The sequence below is a fragment of the Fervidibacillus halotolerans genome (assembly GCF_026547205.1).
GTDB lineage: Bacteria > Bacillota > Bacilli > Bacillales > Caldibacillaceae > Fervidibacillus > Fervidibacillus halotolerans.
On sequence record NZ_CP106877.1, the window covers coordinates 352,994 to 371,238 of the forward strand.

Genomic DNA, 18,245 nt, shown 5'->3' on the forward strand with positions numbered 1-18,245 from the left:
CCTCCTTTTTATTCAGGTAGAAATTCGTTTGTAAATGCGTTTTCCGCATCGAGCATTTCATCTAACAATCCGTTTTCAAACATCCAAGAGGCATAGTTTTCCCAAACTTCTAATTTTTGTTCTCCCCAACGTGGTGCATCATCTTGATATTTTGACGCAAGCCACTTTTGACTTGCTTTTACTAAATCCGGGTCAAGATCCGGTACTGCCTCAATTAAAATATCCGCCGCTTCGTCTGGTTTTTCGATCGCAAATTCATAGCCTTTCGTAACGGCTTTTAAAAATTTTTTCACCGTTTCTGGATCGTTTTCAATCATTTCTTCATTTGTAGCTAACACTGGGGTGTAATAATCGAGTTTTTCACTATAGTCGGTTAAATATACGATATTGATTTCTTCATTTCGTAATTCAGCTTCCACACCGGTCCATCCGTAATAAATCCAAGCAAAATCAATCCCTTGATGCATGGCAGTGAAAAAATCCGTATCGCCGATATTGACAATTTCCACCTTTTCCACATCCGCATTTTCTTGCTTCATAAGGGAATCAAGTACGGCTTTTTCGAGCGGAGCACCCCATCCGCCATACGTTTTTCCTTCAAAGTCCTTTGGTGAGGTAATGTTTTTTTCTTTTAGTGATGCAAAACCGCTCGTATTATGTTGAATGATGGCGGCGATGGATACGATCGGTACACCTTGAATACGGGCTTCGGTAATCGCTTCTTGATAACTTACGCCAAAATCCGCCTTTCCACTTGCGACTAATTGGTCTGCACCCGCTTCCCCAGGCATGATGATTTCCACATTTAATCCTTCTTCTTCAAAATAACCTTGGTCCTTGGCAACGTATAATCCTGTATGGTTCGTATTCGGGGTCCAATCGAGCACGACCGTGAGATCTTTCAATTCGTTTTCTTGATTCGTACCATTGCCTTTGTCATTTCCGCAACCACCGAGCAACAAAAGAAAAATAATGAGTGAAAACAACCACTTTTTCATTTCAATCCCTCTTTTCAAAAATATTTATAGGGGATTACTATAGGGATACACGTATAAAAACACCCTAGGCATAAAACAGCCTAGGGCACAATACGACTTATGTTTCAAGTGTATGTTCCCTACGCTGGTATTAACCAGATCAGGTTCAAAGAGTCAGTATCTTACGGATACTATCTCAACCAGCAACACTGGTTCCCCTACATGTACATTATTATATCATATTGGAACGATGAATTCATATGTTTACAAATGTGGTTTATTTTTCCGATGCTCATCCAGTTTGGTTTCTTTGTAAATGGTTTCGATTGGATGATTTATTTTTTAAACTTAGACGGAATAAATTACACCGACACTGGTTTTTACGATTTAATTCATTTATAGAGTATTGAGTTGGTGTTATTTATGCGTAGAAAGAATAGATTACATGAAAGGGAGTCAAGATTTTTCAGTCCAGAAATAGAAGTAATTAAGAAATAACTAGGAGGGATTCGAGAAATTGAAAGGAGAATAGAGAATTCCTCTGCCGATTCCTTTGAGGAAGAGATTGCAGGTGATTACGTCGTAGCAATGTGATCAGTCCTTTTAGAAGACGGGAAGCCACCATTTGTTTTCCTAGGCACACGTGTCTTTGACGTACGAAAGCGATTAAAGATTCCATCGAAAAATGTCTGGATAATAAAAAGGGAGGACTCCTCTTCTTGAAAGGTTGTTCAGAATAGTAAAAATGTGGATAACTATCGGACTGATTAAATCCACAGTTTGACCGAAATAAAAACAAGAAAACCCACGATTATACAATCGTGGGTTAAGCTAATTAATCGTTATTTCATCGGTTTAACCATTAATACTTGTTCTGTGAAAGGTTTGAATCCTTCGTTTTCCATTGCTTCGACGACGGCACGATTTTTTTTTGGATAGTTAAAGGTCATTCTCGTCACTTCAAGGGAACTCGGTCCCCAAATTTGATTCAACGCATATTGGGCAATATCAGAGGCATCTTCACGTCCTTCGATAATGACGGTGTGGAAAAGAATAATCGTATTGAGCTTTCCATCAGGTGTGTATACCCGTTTGAATAGGAAATAGGCAATATCATCTCCATTCTCAGTCACGACAAGAAGTTCACCATCTTTTCTAAGGCCTTGCCATTGCGTCTGCCAAGGCACATCTGAAGTACCGATATCAAGATGCTGCACATCTATCGCAATCCCTCTACGAGAACCATAACGTCCGACTTTAAATTGTGAGAATGCCCCATTAGCTAAAGCCCCTTCGTGTTTTAAAAAAGTCAACTCTTCAATTAACTCGTACCCGTATTGTTTGTACAGCCTAATAGCTGGTTCATTCGATTTTGCTGCTTCTAGGATTGCCAAATCAACATTTTGTTCTTTATAAATCTCAATACTTGCCTGAATCATTGCCTTACCGACACCGTGGCGTCTAAACTTGGTATAGACACCGGTGCCCCCATTCCACGCGACTTTTTTTCCGTTAATGGTCCGCAGTCCATTTAAAACCAAACCTGCGGGTTCTCCATCGACCATGGCAACAATTGATAGACTTGGCAGAAGATCTTCATTTCCAAAACGAAAAATGAATTGGTCAAGCCCCATCGTTTGATCATAGACATAACCTTCAAAACTCTTATTCCAGATCTCAAGTGCCTCACCAAACGTAAATGTACTTAAAGGTCTAATCTCAATCATTGGATTTCCTCATTTCTCATTATTTTTTATATGTTATTTTTCTAAGTATTTAAGAATCATTTTACCCGCCGTCTGGTAAAGCCGTTTCATTGGGAATTCGTCTTTTTCAACAAGCATATGGAGGAATAAGCCATCCGTAATCGCCCAAAAGATTTCCGACACATCGGCACTCTTGATATCTTTGGAAAACTCACTCTTTTTTTGGCCCTCTTCAATAATCTCGATTAAGAAATCATGGAAGACCTTCGCATGCGTTTTCATATGGTCAATCAGATTATCGTTGCGAGAAGCAATAATCCAAAATTCAATTTGGACGCGATGATTTTGGATGCTCTTTTTTGTAAAATCAAGGTTACTATATATATCGAACACGTGTTTTAACTTTTCCTTAGCCGTCTCTTTGGATTGAATCGCTTCCCTTAATTTCTGAAAACTCAAATATACCGACTGCTTGAGTAACGTGAGGTAGATTTCTTCTTTGCTACTAAAATAATTGTAGAAGGCTCCTTTACTCATACCTGAGTGTGTCACAATATCATCAATTGTCGCTGTTTGATAACCTTTTTCTGCGAAGCATGCCATAGCGCTTTTTAGTAAATCTTGACGTTTTTTCTCTTTGTACTCCTCAGAGACTTTAGGTGCCAATTAAACTCACCCCTTTCCTTTTAATTTCCGGCCATTTCCAAATTAAATTTCGACATTTAACGATAATTTTAAAATCCAGTGTTACATATTGGTTTATGGTTTGTTCTGAAACCATTGCTTAGTTCAACAAGGGCATCTAAGTTTGACAAGCTGATGCATCCAAATTCATACAGCTTTTCTAATGTTACCGTCCCCATAATCATCGATGAAAAATCTGCCATCGTCATTTTTAATGTGACATCTGCCGTCTGATTTGAATTGACTATTTTGGGTTGACCTTGTTCAAATTGAACAGTAAAACTTGTTTGAGCATTCGCGTCAAAGGTATCTTCAATCTCGAACTTAACCGTTGAGGACAGCTCACCAAAACGAAGGTCGCCAACTTTATTAAATAGAATTTTAGGATTAACCGCTCGATACATTAATCCAACAGCTGAAATACTCGTTTCATGATAAACATGGGGGATCATGTTGTCTGTATCTGAACGTGGATCATTAAACACCTGATAGAATGACTCATCTTGAGTATTAAAAACAATGCGACGAATTTGATCATGTTGCGAATGGAAAAAAGTAAACATCTCATTTAGTGCTTGTGGAGTCCGATAGATGAATTCATCAATGTGAATATCATTCAGGTTCGTGTTGTTCTCATGTGCTTTTTTAAACGTAAAGGTGGCATACCCTTCAAGCTTCCCATCCACTTCAACGCCTATGAGAACGAGATCAGATCGCATAAAATACCTCTTATATTCAAAGGGTGTTTTTTCAATCATACCGTGACGGGTCTTCGTAAATGTTTCATAGCAATCTTTAATGGCTTTACCGTCATCTTTTGTCAAATACCGAACGTGTTTTTTACTTCCGCGATTAGGAAAGGCCTTAGGTGTTAGCTTAAATTGTTCCATTCGAGTCCCAAATCCAAAGCCCATTTGTTTATAGAAATCTGGGCGAAATGGATACAGCAAAGCAAATAACTTTTCTTCGTCACGGCACCACTCTAAGAAGAATTGAATGAGGTTTTTCGCTATTTTTTCCTTTTTGTATAACAAATCAACAGCGACCATCCCAACGCCACCAACTTTTATCTTTTTCCCTCGGAAATTCATGATGAAGTCATACAATCGCATACCACCTTTCAACAAGCCATTTTCATAGGCACCATAAAAGTTGGTATCTTCCCGCTCCAATTGAATTGTTCTGAGTGCTTTTGTAAACTTTTCTACAGCACCGTTTTCTAATAATGGAATGGCTGGATAAGCTCTACTGACAATATGAGCAAAAGCTTCTAAGTCTTCTTCTGGAATTTTTTTAATTTCTAACAAAATAATCTTCCTTTCCCAAAAAAACCGACTGACCAGTTTATTTATTTATATAAATTATTTGATCATTTGTCAACAGACATTTTTTAAGGGAATAAATCGAAAAATGGTTAATACAAGGATGTTCTCTTCTATAGTTGTGAAAATAATCGATCATTGGAATGGTAATAATAAAATTTTTCACTCAGAAGATATAATATAATAAATATTATAAGGTAATATTCGACAGTAGTTGGGACTTATTCAACCAAAGGAGGGTGTCCCAAAGGTAGCTGGGGCACCCATTCGTTGATTGAAAATACAAGGTTTTTCGAAAAGATTGTTATTGTGGTTATACACTTTCGCGAAAGGCGGACGCTTTCCGTGGGTACGCCCCCAGCCTCTTTAATATTATAGAATTATCAGCATTAAAATTTTACAGAGCCAAAAAAAGTATCTTCAATAATGACAGAAACGAGAAACGAAAATAGTGACGCAAACGGTGTTGGTATGAAAAGAATTTCTTTTTCCGAGCATCATTCTAGACTTCTTAAATTTTGCTACGACAATAGGAGAGTTTAATTTTTCGGTTAGTAATAATAAAAGATAAAAAATAACCAGTCAGTACAAGCACTTAATCTTGTATGCGACTGGTTTTTTTCCGCCTCGCTTGAAGCTGTATATTTAAGTTCTTCTTCAATTCCTAAGTGAACGCTTCTTTAGGCTGCCTGTCTATTATTCGATTTAGAAGAACGATTTGCGAAATAATTTTTTACCATCGGAATAAGGAATCGGTCGCCTCCCCAATAATAACTGGCAGAACCGACAAAGAGCAAGATAATCGCTACCGTATACAAAATCGGATTCGTACTCACGGTGCCAGCCAACAAGAAATTCAAGTTCATGAAAGCTCCAGCAATCAATGCAGGGATTGTTGCAATTCCTACGATTAAACCGATTCCGACTAAAACTTCACCCCAAGGAATTAAGAAATTAAAAAGGTCCACATTTGGCAGAGCAAAGTTTTCTAAAAATGCCGCATACCAACCTTGAACGGCTGGATGCTCTCCGCCGGCTTTCGCAATGGCACCAGTTAAAAAACCACTTGCATCAAATCCATCTGTAATTTTATGAAATCCTGCAGTAAGCCATTGATAACCGAGCCAAATTCTAACTACCGCCCATATTGCGCTAACGATTGGAGTTTTCCACCATTTTGTATTCATTTGAATTCCTCCTAAATATTATTTTGTGATTCTCCTCACATATATTAAGGAAAGTGATGATTTCAAATTCAAAAGGACAATTTATAATGTGAAGAACTTCACTAACTTTTATACTGTTACTATAGTTGAAAAAGGGTTTTTCATCAATCCCTTTTTTATTTTTGAGTGTTTTGCAAAATTTGATTTTCTACAAAAAAAGCGTTTAAAAAATGCTGATTATAATCAGATGTTTTATTACAATAATTTTGATAAAGTTTAGAAAGGGATCAATCCACAAATTTGAGCATACTTACAGAATTTATGAATTTTTATTATTTTTAAATAGCAATTTGCTTTCTACTTTGCTTGTTCATTGCTAGTGCTGAAGCTATTAACACAATTGCATTTAAATAGATATGGGTTTTTACTTTTTCAATTCCTCTTATGTGTAAAGAATTTGCGGTTAAATAACTTTTCATTCTTGAATTACAGCGTTCTACACTCGTTCGTTCATTATATAGTTCTTTCCAACGCTTTGTATCACGATGAGGAATCGAATATCTTCGTAAATCTTTAAGAGTGTTTACTTTTACAACCATCCCATAGTTGGAAGAAGAACATGCAGTCATGCCCAAAGGGCAATCAACTTTTCCAGTAGCATGGGGACACCTAAACTTAAGTTGATTCTTTTCGGATCCCCAATAAGTCATATGATATCCCATAGAACAACGTGGGGTTCCATTTGAAGCGATTCCTGCTGGAGGTTCTTTTTCATTACGCAAATTCAATGGGATAATTGCTTGTGCCCCAATGTTCTTGGCGGATTCGTAATTTTTCAGTTGGTCATAGCCTGCATCCATAATCAAATATTCGATTTTCGTTTTTACACATTGGTTGACTTGCTCAATTAATTGTGGGGCAACATCTCCGTCATTCATATGAGCGGGGGTTACTTCAATTGCCATCGGCAATTCGCTTTTGGTATCAACTGAAAGGTGCATCTTATAACCAAACCAAGTAATTTTATTGCCAAATGAATCAAACTTAGCACCCCAATTTGCATTGCCTGTATGCTCACATCTTTTCTTAGGTCGTTTCTTTTCATAAGCATCGATGGCAGCACTATCAATGGCTTGATGGCTTCCATCGATTATTCCTTCATCTTGAGCAATTGAGACGAGATCATGAAAAATCTGTTTTGCCAGACCTTTTCGAGTTAGATCTGAAAACACCCGACTTAGCGTAGAAATAGACGGTGCAGGACGACTAATATCTAATCCACATTGGTATCGAAAGCGCACATCATTTTTTAAACGATTGTGAAGTTCAGTGAAGGTATCAATTTTTTCTAATGGGGCGGCGATAAGAGCCCTTAATATCCCCTCTCTACAATAGCCTTCAGCCCCTTGGGGTGAAGAACTTTTCAATTGTTTAGCATAAGGACGCAAATCTAGAGCACTAAAAAAGATCGGTAATTTCTCTTTTGACTCTAAAATTTGCAATTCTTCAAAGGAAAATAGACTTTCTTGTAGAATATACAAAGTGACTTCCTCCTTATGAATTTTGTTTTTGGGTCACTTCAAAATTCTATAAATAAGGGGTGAAGTCCTTTTTTATTTCGTTAAAAACCTTGTAACTCTTGGGTTAAAAAATCTGCAAAATGCTCAATCCAAATAGCTAAAAAATCCTTAAATATGGAAAGGGGGCTGTTAAAAAGTACAGCCCCTTTCATAAAATGCGGTTGATTTCATTTCAGTGACGGCACTTCCGTGGGCACGGCCAAGCCTTTTCGACTCGCATCGTTCGAGGGTTCTTCTGCTCGTCCTGTTCCCGTTGGAGTCGCCGTCATCTTCCCTTTCATCAACTTTGGAATTGATCGGACAGTCCCGTAAATTTTATTATTCGTTTGTGATGCCTGTTCCCGCCTTTCCTTTTAACACCACCAGTCCTTGTTCTAATGAGGTCATCATCCCTTTTCTTCCTTTTTTTCGATTGGACAAGAAAATGGCTGCTTGTACTTTCGGTAATATGCATCCCTGTGCAAACTGTCCTTCTTCCATATATTTTTTGCTTCTTCCACAGTTATATTTTTTAAAACCTGTTTATTCCATTGGTTAACATGAACAAACACAATTTCCACTTCTGTTAAAATTTGACGAGTTCAGCTAATTTTTGGGAAGCAAAGTCTTTATTCATGACTTCTTCTACGCCGATCATTTCTCCATCTTTAAAATAGACAGGTATCCCCTCTCCGCCGGCAGCGATAACGATTTATCCAACTTCAACAAGGGTATTGATGATTTTGTATTCTAAAATACTGACCGATTTTGGAGAGGGAACGACCTTTCGCCAACCCCTTTCTGCATCTTCCCGGAATATAGCCTCTGTTTTAAGTATGGCGGCGTTGCTTTAAACCTCCTGGATAACTCCATGATTTTTTTGACATCATAAATTGAGGATTGTCGGAATAAGATTCAATTTTTGAAGGAAGGAGAAACATGATTTTAATACATTGGATTAATAAATTTAAAAAATATATTGAATTTGATTAAAAAAATAAAAAAATATATAAAAAATATTAACTTTTACATTGACGTAATTAATTTCCTGTTGTAAGATTATAAAAAAAGAGAAGGAGATGACTATTTTGGCCTTCGAAACAATCACATTATGCCCGGTTTGTAACGAAACATTGAGGATCAAAAAGCTTCAATGCCCCCGATGCCATACGGTCATCGAAAATGATTTCGTATTTTCCAAACTGGCTGTATTATCCAGTGAACAACTAAAATTTGTGGAAGTGTTTTTAGCATGTAGAGGCAATATTAAAGAAGTGGAAAAGGAACTGAACATTTCCTATCCTACCGTCCGTGGGAAATTGAACGAAATCGTGCAAAAATTAGGTTATGAACCGAAGAAGAAAAATGAAACGGATGCTAAAAGCGTTGTCGCTATGTTAGACAGTGGAGAAATTTCGGCAGATGATGCAATTAAATTGCTAAAAGATAATTAGGAGGGAAATCTGATGAAAAATGAAATTGAAAAAATTTTAACCATGGTGCAAGAAGGGAAAATTGATGCAGAAAAGGGGTCCGAATTGATTGAAGTATTAAAAGAAAAAGAAGAGGAAGAAACCACTTTCCGGATGGATGAAACATCAACTAAAGGGAAACTATTGAAAATTCGAGTTCATTCGGAAGATGGAGATCAAGTGAGTATCAATTTACCTATTAAAATTATCAAGTTGTTAACAAAAATGGGGGCAAATATCCCAGAATCGGAAAAATATTTGAAAAATGTTGACGTCAATATACTCTTAGAAGCAATCGATAACGATATAGTTGGAGATATTATTGATGTTAAATCTGATGATGGAGATATCGTTAAGATTTCAATTGAATAAGGGGCGATGTCACCGTGCTAAAAATTAAAGTGAAAACAGCGAAACAAAAAATTTTCATTCCAATCCCCTATGGGTTATTAAAAATCGCAATCATCTTCCTATCTTCTGAGCATATTAGGAAACGACTGGCCAATCTCCAAAGGGAAGAAGAAAAAGAAACAATGGAAGGGAATCGAATCGAAACGGATGGAGAACATGAAAACAATAAAAAAGTTGATAAAAAGGAACGTCCAAGTAGTGAAGTCTGTTTTGCTCCCGAAATGAAAAAAATATTAAAGCTTCTGTTGAAGGAATTAAGACGATATCGGGGATTGGAATTAATTTCAGTTCAATCAAAGGATACATTTGTTTCAATTAAGTTGTAATGGATGTTGTCAACTGTTTAGGGCGTAATTTGTCGTTAACGATCAATATTTTCCAGTTCTTACTAAAAATAGATGAAATACCAGTTTTCTATTTAATTTCTTCGAGTTCACGATAGAAATCTTTGGCAATGAATTCGAATATCTTTATAAATGATAGCCTAAGAATGTACATAAATGATTGTTTAAGGATGTACAAAATGGATGATTAATTCCATAATATTCCTGAGGTGAATATTATGTACATCCAGATAGATATGAATTTTGATATAGAAATTAAAGACCTTACTGACTTACCAAAATTAAAACTATTATCGGAGAGTTCGAAAATGAAGATTAATAAGAGTCAATTAGCGAGAGAGATGGGAGTGGATCGCAGGACAATTGATAGGTATCTAAATGGGCATATACCTAAGAAAACAAGGAATCGAAAGTCAAAAATGGATGATTATTATGATGTCATAAAATCACTTTTGTCCGAGGAATCCTCGCAAATATTTTACTACAAAAGAGTTCTCTGGCAGTATCTAAAAGATAATCATGGTCTTGATTGTTCGCAATCAGCCTTTAGAGCATATATTTCAAAAAAACCGGAGTTCCAAAGCTATTTTGATTCAAATAGAAAGAGGAGAAATAGAAATGAAGTGATTCGATATGAAACGCCGCCAGGCGAACAAGCCCAGTTAGATTGGAAAGAAAATATTCGATATCTCACAAAAGACGGGGAATATATTTATATAAACATTTTCACGTTATTACTTTCTAGCTCAAGAGCACGAATTTATCACTTGTCTTTATCCAAATCACAGAGTATTTTATTATCCCTCCTTACGGAGAGTTTTGAGGCTTTTGGGGGTGTTCCTAAGACCATATTAACCGATAACATGAAAACCATAATGGACGTACCAAGAACAGAAACTCAACCTGGAAAAGTGAATGAACGTTTTTACCAGTTTTCCAAAGATATGGGATTTGAAGTCAAACCTTGTATCGCAGGAAGACCGCAAACGAAAGCCAAGGTAGAGGCACCTATGAAGTTGTTAGACGAAATTCACGCTTATCAGGGGCAATTTACATACGAAGAGCTCCATGAATTTGTAAAGAGACTTAACGAGCGAATTAATCATTCCGTTCATCAAGGAACAGGAATCATCCCTGCTTTAGCATTCCAAAAAGAAAAAGATCTCTTATCCCCACTACCAAGTAAAAGAATAAGAGACCAATATAAAGTGAAAAATAACCATGTAAAGGTTAATTCTGCAAATATGGTTACCTATAAATCCAACCAGTATTCGGTTCCCGCAGGTTATATAGGTAAAACTGTTAACTTACAAGTATATGATAACCATATTTTCATTTATTATAACACGGAATTACTCGCTCATCATCCCGTTAGTCCGATTAAAATTAACTACAAGGAAGAACATTATCGAGATACTTTAGCGAGACACTTGCCTTTCAAATCGGAAATCGATATTGATGAATTGGCAAGGAAAAATTTAGAAGCCATATACGAGGTATATAAAAATGAATAATAGCTATACAAGATTAATCAACAATTTGGAGTATTTAAAGTTAAAACAAATGATTCTACACCTAGACGAAACGATTGATTTTATGAATAAAAATAACTTATCTTTTACGGAAGCTTTACTAAAGCTGACTGATTATGAAATTGAAATGAAAGAAATTAATATGATCAATTACATGGTTAAGGTAGGGGCATTCCCTCATCTGAAAGAGCTTAAAGACTTTGATTTTGATTTCCAACCATCAATCAATAAACAACAGATCCTTGATTTTGCGACACTTCGTTTCATCGAACGAAATGAAAATATAGTTTTCTTAGGCCCAAGTGGTGTGGGAAAAACTCATTTAGCCACTTCCATTGGGATAGCGGCAGCTAAGAAAAGGATAAGTACCTATTTTATCAAATGTAATAACTTGATTATGAATTTGAAGAAGGCGAAACTAGAAAATCGTCTGGAAGCAAGACTGAAGCATTATGCGAAATACCGGTTATTGATTATTGACGAAATCGGTTACTTACCTATCGACGCAGATGATGCCAAATTATTTTTCCAATTAATTGATATGAGGTATGAGAAAAAAAGCACGATATTCACAACAAATGTCAATTTTAAAGATTGGGGTGAAATATTCCAGGATCTTAAATTAGCCAATGCCGTTTTAGATCGTATTCTCCATCACGCAACGGTTGTGAATATCACAGGTGATTCGTATCGCTTAAAGGATCATTTTAACAAAAAAGAGAATCAGCCACTTGCCGATAATGTCTAAAAGGTAATCAGATCAAATTATAAACATACTTTCATGATTTAGTTATGGTACTATGAACCATTTTGATTCCCTATCAAACAAATGACAGGGAGTCAAAATGGCAAAAGCTAAAATTGTACATTCTTAAACAGTCAAAATTGTACATTCTTATATTGACATTTATATATCTTCATCCAATAATCATTTCTCGTATGTCTGTATACTTCTCCTTTGACTGAAAATCGAATGATTCCAGTTGGGAGAAGTATTATTATATATTTTACAACATAATCATTCTAAAATCTTTTATTAGAATGACAGTACTTGCCGTTCTGTTCGTAAAGGAACCTTGATTTTTTGACCTTTCAAAAGCCCCTCAACCCAACACTAGCTTTTCCTCATATCTATATGATTTTCCTATTTTGTCATTGATGGGAACATTTAGTTTGATTCATGGAACGATACAGTGGGAATAAAATGAATTTTTGTGAAGTTGTATTGAAAAAATATAAACAATATATTATTATGTTTACATATAATAAAACAAATTGAAAAGGTGTTTGTTATGAATGAAAAAGATTGGTTTCTTGAAGCCTCTCCTGAGGATTTGTCCAATGGTTTTGTCTATCAAAAGGAAAAAGAAACATACGTTTGTTTGATTTGTCATGAAACCTTTCAAGATGGTGTCATTTATCCTGTTGGAGATGTGCTTTTGGAAGCGAAACGAGCGATTCGAAAACATATCGATGATGTCCATGAATCCGTATTCGACTATCTCATTAAGTTAGATAAAAGGAACTCTGGTCTTTCAGAACTCCAAAAGGAATTGTTGACCTATTTTTACGAGGGGCTTTCCGATCAAGAAATTGCGAAAAAAATGAATGCGAAAAGTACATCAACGATTCGCAATCATCGTTTTAAATTACGGGAAAAGGAAAGACAGGCGAAGGTGTTATTGGCAATTATGACATTACTTAAGAAAAGAAAGAAAAATAATCCAGAAGACTTCGTTGTTTTCCATAAGGGGGCAAAAATGGTGGATGAACGTTACGCAACAACAAATCAAGAAAGGGAAAAAATTTTATCGACTTATTTCAAAGATGGATTAGATGGTAGACTTTTTACATTTCCATCGAAAGAAAAGAGGAAACTCATCGTACTCCAACATATGATTAAACGATTCGACTCCAATAAAATGTATTCGGAGCGGGAAGTCAATGAAAAAATTAAAGAAATGTACGATGATTTCGCAACGATTCGAAGATATTTTATCGAATATGGGTTTATGGAGCGAAGTAAAGATGGCTCACAATATTGGGTGAAAAAATAAAATAGGGCTAGAATAATATATGATTTTTTAATTTTTAAAGCTAGCATTTGTTAGAAAGAAAAAATCGTTCTTCTTTTTCGGTTTATACGATGAATCAATGTCGTCTATGTAACGTTTATGATTCGTTTTTTTTACACCGGATTTATACCGGTGTATTTTTTTCTAAAAATATTTTATAAACTAGATTACTTACTGTTTCCATTTATGTATAAAATTGGAACTCAAAAGATGATTCTATTCATGCCGCTGAAATTTTCACTCAAATCAAAAGAAAAGTTAACTTATAGTTAACTAATTTAACCAAAGTATACTAGGTTTCCATTGTTTTACAAATGGGCGGGAAATACAATGGTAATAAGGTTATGGAACGTATAAATTCTGACATGATCTTTTCGTCTGTTTAAACCGGAGAATTGGGGGAACAACGATGAAAGTTCGGATTCAAATTCATCACGTTTTAGTTGCAAAAAGAAAGGAATTGGGCATTACACAAGAACAGTTTGCCAACTATTTAGGTGTATCAAAACCTGCCGTATCCAAATGGGAATCGGGAAAAAGTTATCCTGATATCACCTTGCTACCGGTAATCGCTTCCTATTTCAACATGTCGATCGATGATTTACTTGGCTATGAATCCGAAATGACAAAGGAGGAAATCAACGAATTATATAAAAGATTAGCAAAGTCCTTTGCTACAGAATCCTTTGACCAAGTTTATGAACAATGCCATGTTTATTTAAAAAAATATGCATCCTGTTGGCGACTTCTTTTTTCAATCGGTACGTTACTTGTCAATCATGCTCATCTTTCAGGAACAAGGGAAAAAACGGATTCGATTTTTCGAGAAGCGATACGGATTTTTGATCGAATCATTAATTTTGGAGATGATCCTGTCTTATCGAAGCAGGCACTCCATTTGAAAGCTATCTGCCATCTTTCCCTCGGTCAACCGAATATGGCCATTGAAATTTTGGAAGACGTGAAGGAATTGCCGATGAATGAAGATGTGCTTTTGGCGAAAGCTTATCAAATGAAAGGGGATTACGAAAAGGCAAAGGGACTTTTGCAAGCGCAAATTTTTAAAAATTTAATAGGGATCTTTCAAGCATATCCGGATTTAATCTCTCTTTATAGTGATGAATTGGAGAAAATGGAAGATTTTTTCCAACAGGCGATAGAATTGGGGAAAGTATTTCGAATCGAACAATTTCGACCCACTGACCTTTTATTCATTTTATATCTGGGAGCAGAAATTTATTTACGACATAACGAAAAGCAAAGGGCGTTGGAATTGCTGGAAAAATATGTGGATACACTGTTAAAACCAGGCATATTACCGTTTCAACTGAAAGGGAATTCACTTTTTGATCAATTGGAGGACTTTTTTGATGAATTGGATTTGGGGAAAGACGCACCGCGGAACTCGGAAGTCATTTTACAAGATTTGAAAAAATCTGTTATCGATCATCCCACTTTTGCTCCGTTACACGGGGAGGAAAGATATCAACGAATCGTGCAAAAATTAAAGCAACTGTAAGGAGGATTAAAGTATGGAAGAGTTGATAGAATATTTGCCACTGATTATTCCAATATTAATGATTGAATTAATCTTAGCAGCTGTTGCACTTATTCACTTAGTTAGGCATGACCAATATCGATTTGGAAATCGACTGATGTGGATTTTGATTATTTTATTAGTTCAAATAATCGGTCCTATTTTATATTTTTCCATTGGAAAGGGCGATGATTGATGGAAGTGTTAAAGGTAGACAATGTTTCCATGAAGTTTGAAGAATTAACTGTTTTAAATCATGTCAGTTTTTCAGTACCGAAACATTCCGCCTTCGGATTAATTGGAAAAAATGGTGCCGGAAAAACGACGACAATGAAACTGATTGTCGGATTATTAAAACCGACCGGTGGAAAAATGACTGTTTGTGGCGAACAAGTTATTTATGGTAACACGAAGACTAACCGATTGATTGGTTATTTACCGGATGTTCCGGAGTTTTACGGGTACTTAACTCCAAAAGAATACTTGAAATTATGCGGTGAAATAACGGGACTTCCATCTAGTCAAATTAAGAAAAAAACAGAGGAATTATTGAATCTTGTCGGATTGGAAGGGGTAAATCGAAAAATAGGTAGTTTTTCTAGAGGAATGAAACAAAGACTTGGCATCGCTCAAGCATTGATTAATGAACCAAAACTCCTAATTTGTGATGAACCGACCTCTGCATTGGATCCGATGGGAAGGAAGGAAATATTAGATATTTTACGGGACGTTACAAAAAAAACGACCGTTATTTTTTCTAGCCATATTTTATCCGATGTGGAAAAGGTGTGCGACACAATTGGAATTTTGAATCAAGGGCAATTGCTATTGCAAGGAAATTTGTCGGAAATGAAGGAAAATTACAGTAAAATGGGGGTTCGTATGGATTTTTTCAACGCTAAAGATGCCGAGGAGGCAGAAAAGGTATTGGTTGATTTGCCCTTTGTTTTTAAATTGGAACGATTGGAAATGACCCTTTCTGTCCAATTGACGAGCCATCCTTCTAACACAAATGAATTGCTGAAGATTGTTTCAATGAAAGGATGGAATTTAAAAAAATATGAGTTAATTGAACCGTCATTAGAAGATGTATTTTTGGAGGTGGTGAAAGGATGAGAGGATTTAAAGCATTTGTTAAAAAAGAACTTATTGAATTTACACGAAATTATAAATGGATTATTTTATTGTCCACTTTCCTTTTTATCGGTATGTCCAGTCCCCTTTTGGCGAAGCTTCTGCCGAATATTTTTTCCATTCTCGAGATGGGCGGATTGACCATAACTTTACCTGAACCGACTGGAATGGATGCGTACAGTCAATTTTTTAAAAACATGAGCCAAATGGGGATTATCGTCCTCCTCCTCGTATATAGTGGTATTTTATCTAACGAATTGACAAAAGGAACGTTAACGATTCTTTTGTCAAAGGGATTATCTCGGAATGCGGTTATTTTGGCGAAATACACGGTGGCCCTTTTTCATTGGAGCCTTTTCTTTCTCATCGGAACTATAATAAATCATGTATATACGATCTATTTATTTGAAAAAACATCTTTTGATCATTTGTTCTTTTCTTTATTTTCCCTATGGCTTTTTGGTGCCTTTGTCCTAGCCCTCATCCTTTTTTCCGGGACAGTGACGACAGGGAACTACGGTGGACTTCTTTTAACGGTCGTTTTATTGGTAATAGGTCTTATTGCGAACAGTTTTTCAGCATTACAAAAATACAATCCCGTATCCCTCGCTACCGATAATCTTGAAATACTAACTGGAGAAGTGTTAGTCAGTGAACGGATTGGTACAGTTGGTTTAACCGTCTTGCTAACTACAACCATACTCGTTTTCGCTTTATATTTTTTTAAGGAAAAGAAAGTGTAAATACCCTTTTAAACCAATATAAAATTGTGTGAAAATTTCACATTGATTACGATTGAAATGAATATCAAAATCAAAAAAAGATCAATATGTTTCATCCCCATATTGGATTTGAGTCAATGTTGAAAAAGGTGAAACTAGCGTTTATGAAATGTGTTCAGGAACCTTTTTTTTCGGTTTCTCCCAAAAGATGGTTAAAAAGATTCCAAAGGCGATAATTACCGTTGCAAAATAAAAGGGATAGTTTAAATCGATGTCGAAGAGTATGCCACCAACGATCGGACCGAATACATTCCCGAGACTGGTAAACATCGAATTCATACCACCGACAAATCCTTGTTCATCTCCTGCAATATTTGATAAATAATTCGTAATAGCTGGACGCAACAGATCGAAACCGATAAAAACAGTAAATGTAACAATCATAATGGTCAAATACATGTCTACCACCGTCATAAAAAAGACTAAGGTGGCGGAGACAAGAAGGCTGTAACGAATTAAACGAATTTCACCCCAATGAATGGTCATTCGATCGAATAGAAAAATTTGAGCAACTGCACCAATAATTGCACCTCCTGTAATCATAATTGCAATATCCCTCGGTGTAAAACCGAATTTATGATCAACGAATAAGGAAAACAATGATTCGAAGGATGCAAGACCAAAGGATGTGATAAAAATAATTACAAACGGAATCAAAAACAACGGTGTAAACACTTTTTTCATTGTGTCTCGTTGAATGGTTCCGGTTTTATTTTCGGGATTCCTTTCCGGTTCCCGTAAAGAAATGAATGAAAGGCATGAAGCAAATCCGCCTAATCCAGCTGCTGTGAAAAAGGGAATCCGGTGTCCGAAATCTGCTAAAAAACCTCCGATGGCCGGACCGATAATAAATCCGGTACTAATCGCAGCAGACATATACCCGAGTGCTTTCGGTCGTGTTTTTAATGATGTTATATCAGCAATATACGCTGTTACTGCAGGCATGACGAAGGAAGCACTCGTTCCTCCAAGGATACGTGAAACAAAAAGGATTTCGACAGTATTTCCAATTCCAAATAATACTTCCGATATGGCAAAAAGAAAAAGACCGATGACGATCATCGGTTTCCTTCCAATTTGATCGGCCATTCGACCGGCTATGGGAGAAAAAATCAGTTGTGTGAAGGCAAAAGCAGCAACTAAATATCCAACGACCGTTCCGGAAATATGCAACTCGTTCATGATCGTCGGCATCACTGGAATTACGAGACTAATTCCTAAAAAGGCGATACATATATTCATTAGTAACAAACTTAACGTATATGTTTGTGATGGTCTTTTTTCCATAGGAATCAGAATCTCCTTTTGCTAGTCATATGTTTGAAAAAAGATAAACATAATCGACAACAGGCCATCTGCGCCCTTTTAGAATATCGATTATTTGCAATAATAACGATGATGATATCACAAATTTATCCTTTTTGGAATGGGAAAATTTTATCTTATAATATTTTGACCCGAAATTTTTTTAGTATCAGGAAAATCATTTTGTTTCCTCCCATTTTAACTTGTCCACAACGAATTTTTTCAATCATTCTCCTTTC

Annotated in this window: 18 protein-coding genes and 1 riboswitch; of the genes, 10 read left to right on the forward strand and 8 right to left on the reverse strand. The window is 36.0% G+C overall.

The features are described from left to right. Positions 1-8 precede the first annotated feature (8 nt). The 7 genes from OE105_RS01585 to OE105_RS01615 form a co-directional block, all read right to left on the reverse strand. Positions 9-998: an ABC transporter substrate-binding protein gene (locus OE105_RS01585; RefSeq protein ID WP_275420997.1), complete on the reverse strand. Its 990-nt coding sequence runs from the start codon at positions 996-998 to the stop codon at positions 9-11. A 99-nt stretch (positions 999-1,097) separates the two neighbouring features. Next, positions 1,098-1,207: riboswitch (TPP riboswitch) on the reverse strand. Positions 1,208-1,819: 612 nt separating this feature from the next. Continuing rightward, positions 1,820-2,704, reverse strand: coding sequence for a GNAT family N-acetyltransferase (locus OE105_RS01590; RefSeq protein WP_275420998.1), 885 nt, complete (start codon positions 2,702-2,704; stop codon positions 1,820-1,822). 33 nt (positions 2,705-2,737) lie between these two features. Beyond that, a complete protein-coding gene (locus OE105_RS01595) occupies positions 2,738-3,349 on the reverse strand; it encodes a TetR/AcrR family transcriptional regulator (RefSeq protein WP_275420999.1) in 612 nt (203 codons plus the stop codon). 68 nt (positions 3,350-3,417) lie between these two features. Beyond that, on the reverse strand, positions 3,418-4,674 hold the full coding sequence (locus OE105_RS01600; RefSeq protein WP_275421000.1) for a GNAT family N-acetyltransferase: 1,257 nt from the start codon (positions 4,672-4,674) through the stop codon (positions 3,418-3,420). A 695-nt stretch (positions 4,675-5,369) separates the two neighbouring features. Beyond that, on the reverse strand, positions 5,370-5,876 hold the full coding sequence (locus OE105_RS01605; protein ID WP_275421001.1) for a DoxX family protein: 507 nt from the start codon (positions 5,874-5,876) through the stop codon (positions 5,370-5,372). 317 nt (positions 5,877-6,193) lie between these two features. Then, a complete protein-coding gene (locus tag OE105_RS01610; RefSeq protein ID WP_275419523.1) occupies positions 6,194-7,396 on the reverse strand; it encodes a transposase in 1,203 nt (400 codons plus the stop codon). Between the two features lie 357 nt (positions 7,397-7,753). Beyond that, positions 7,754-7,915: a hypothetical protein gene (locus OE105_RS01615; RefSeq protein ID WP_275421002.1), complete on the reverse strand. Its 162-nt coding sequence runs from the start codon at positions 7,913-7,915 to the stop codon at positions 7,754-7,756. A 587-nt stretch (positions 7,916-8,502) separates the two neighbouring features. Here OE105_RS01615 and OE105_RS01620 point away from each other — a divergent pair. The 10 genes from OE105_RS01620 (at position 8,503) to OE105_RS01665 (ending at position 16,662) form a co-directional block, all read left to right on the forward strand. Then, positions 8,503-8,868, forward strand: a complete 366-nt coding sequence (locus OE105_RS01620; protein WP_275421003.1) for a DUF2089 domain-containing protein — start codon at positions 8,503-8,505, stop codon at positions 8,866-8,868. Positions 8,869-8,880: 12 nt separating this feature from the next. Then, positions 8,881-9,258 carry an SHOCT-like domain-containing protein gene (locus tag OE105_RS01625; RefSeq protein ID WP_275421004.1) on the forward strand — a complete coding sequence of 126 codons (378 nt, stop codon included), beginning with the start codon at positions 8,881-8,883 and terminating at the stop codon, positions 9,256-9,258. A gap of 14 nt (positions 9,259-9,272) precedes the next feature. After that, entirely contained in the window at positions 9,273-9,623 is a 351-nt protein-coding gene (locus OE105_RS01630; protein ID WP_275421005.1) for a hypothetical protein, read from the forward strand. Positions 9,624-9,859: 236 nt separating this feature from the next. After that, a complete protein-coding gene (gene istA, locus OE105_RS01635; protein ID WP_338030919.1) occupies positions 9,860-11,155 on the forward strand; it encodes an IS21 family transposase in 1,296 nt (431 codons plus the stop codon). Then, entirely contained in the window at positions 11,148-11,921 is a 774-nt protein-coding gene (gene istB, locus OE105_RS01640; protein ID WP_275421006.1) for an IS21-like element helper ATPase IstB, read from the forward strand. Before istA ends, istB begins: the two co-directional genes overlap by 8 nt. A gap of 544 nt (positions 11,922-12,465) precedes the next feature. Next, positions 12,466-13,230, forward strand: a complete 765-nt coding sequence (locus OE105_RS01645) for a DUF2087 domain-containing protein (RefSeq protein ID WP_420842558.1) — start codon at positions 12,466-12,468, stop codon at positions 13,228-13,230. Between the two features lie 427 nt (positions 13,231-13,657). Beyond that, positions 13,658-14,767, forward strand: coding sequence for a helix-turn-helix domain-containing protein (locus OE105_RS01650; RefSeq protein WP_275421008.1), 1,110 nt, complete (start codon positions 13,658-13,660; stop codon positions 14,765-14,767). 13 nt (positions 14,768-14,780) lie between these two features. Next, a complete protein-coding gene (locus tag OE105_RS01655; protein WP_275421010.1) occupies positions 14,781-14,981 on the forward strand; it encodes a PLDc N-terminal domain-containing protein in 201 nt (66 codons plus the stop codon). Continuing rightward, positions 14,981-15,901, forward strand: coding sequence for an ABC transporter ATP-binding protein (locus OE105_RS01660; RefSeq protein ID WP_275421011.1), 921 nt, complete (start codon positions 14,981-14,983; stop codon positions 15,899-15,901). The genes OE105_RS01655 and OE105_RS01660 overlap by 1 nt, the downstream gene beginning before the upstream one ends. Beyond that, positions 15,898-16,662: an ABC transporter permease gene (locus OE105_RS01665; RefSeq protein ID WP_275421012.1), complete on the forward strand. Its 765-nt coding sequence runs from the start codon at positions 15,898-15,900 to the stop codon at positions 16,660-16,662. The genes OE105_RS01660 and OE105_RS01665 overlap by 4 nt, the downstream gene beginning before the upstream one ends. Positions 16,663-16,803: 141 nt before the next feature. Here OE105_RS01665 and OE105_RS01670 read toward each other — a convergent pair whose 3' ends face one another. Then, on the reverse strand, positions 16,804-17,988 hold the full coding sequence (locus OE105_RS01670) for an MFS transporter (RefSeq protein WP_275421013.1): 1,185 nt from the start codon (positions 17,986-17,988) through the stop codon (positions 16,804-16,806). Between the last annotated feature and the right edge of the window lie 257 nt (positions 17,989-18,245).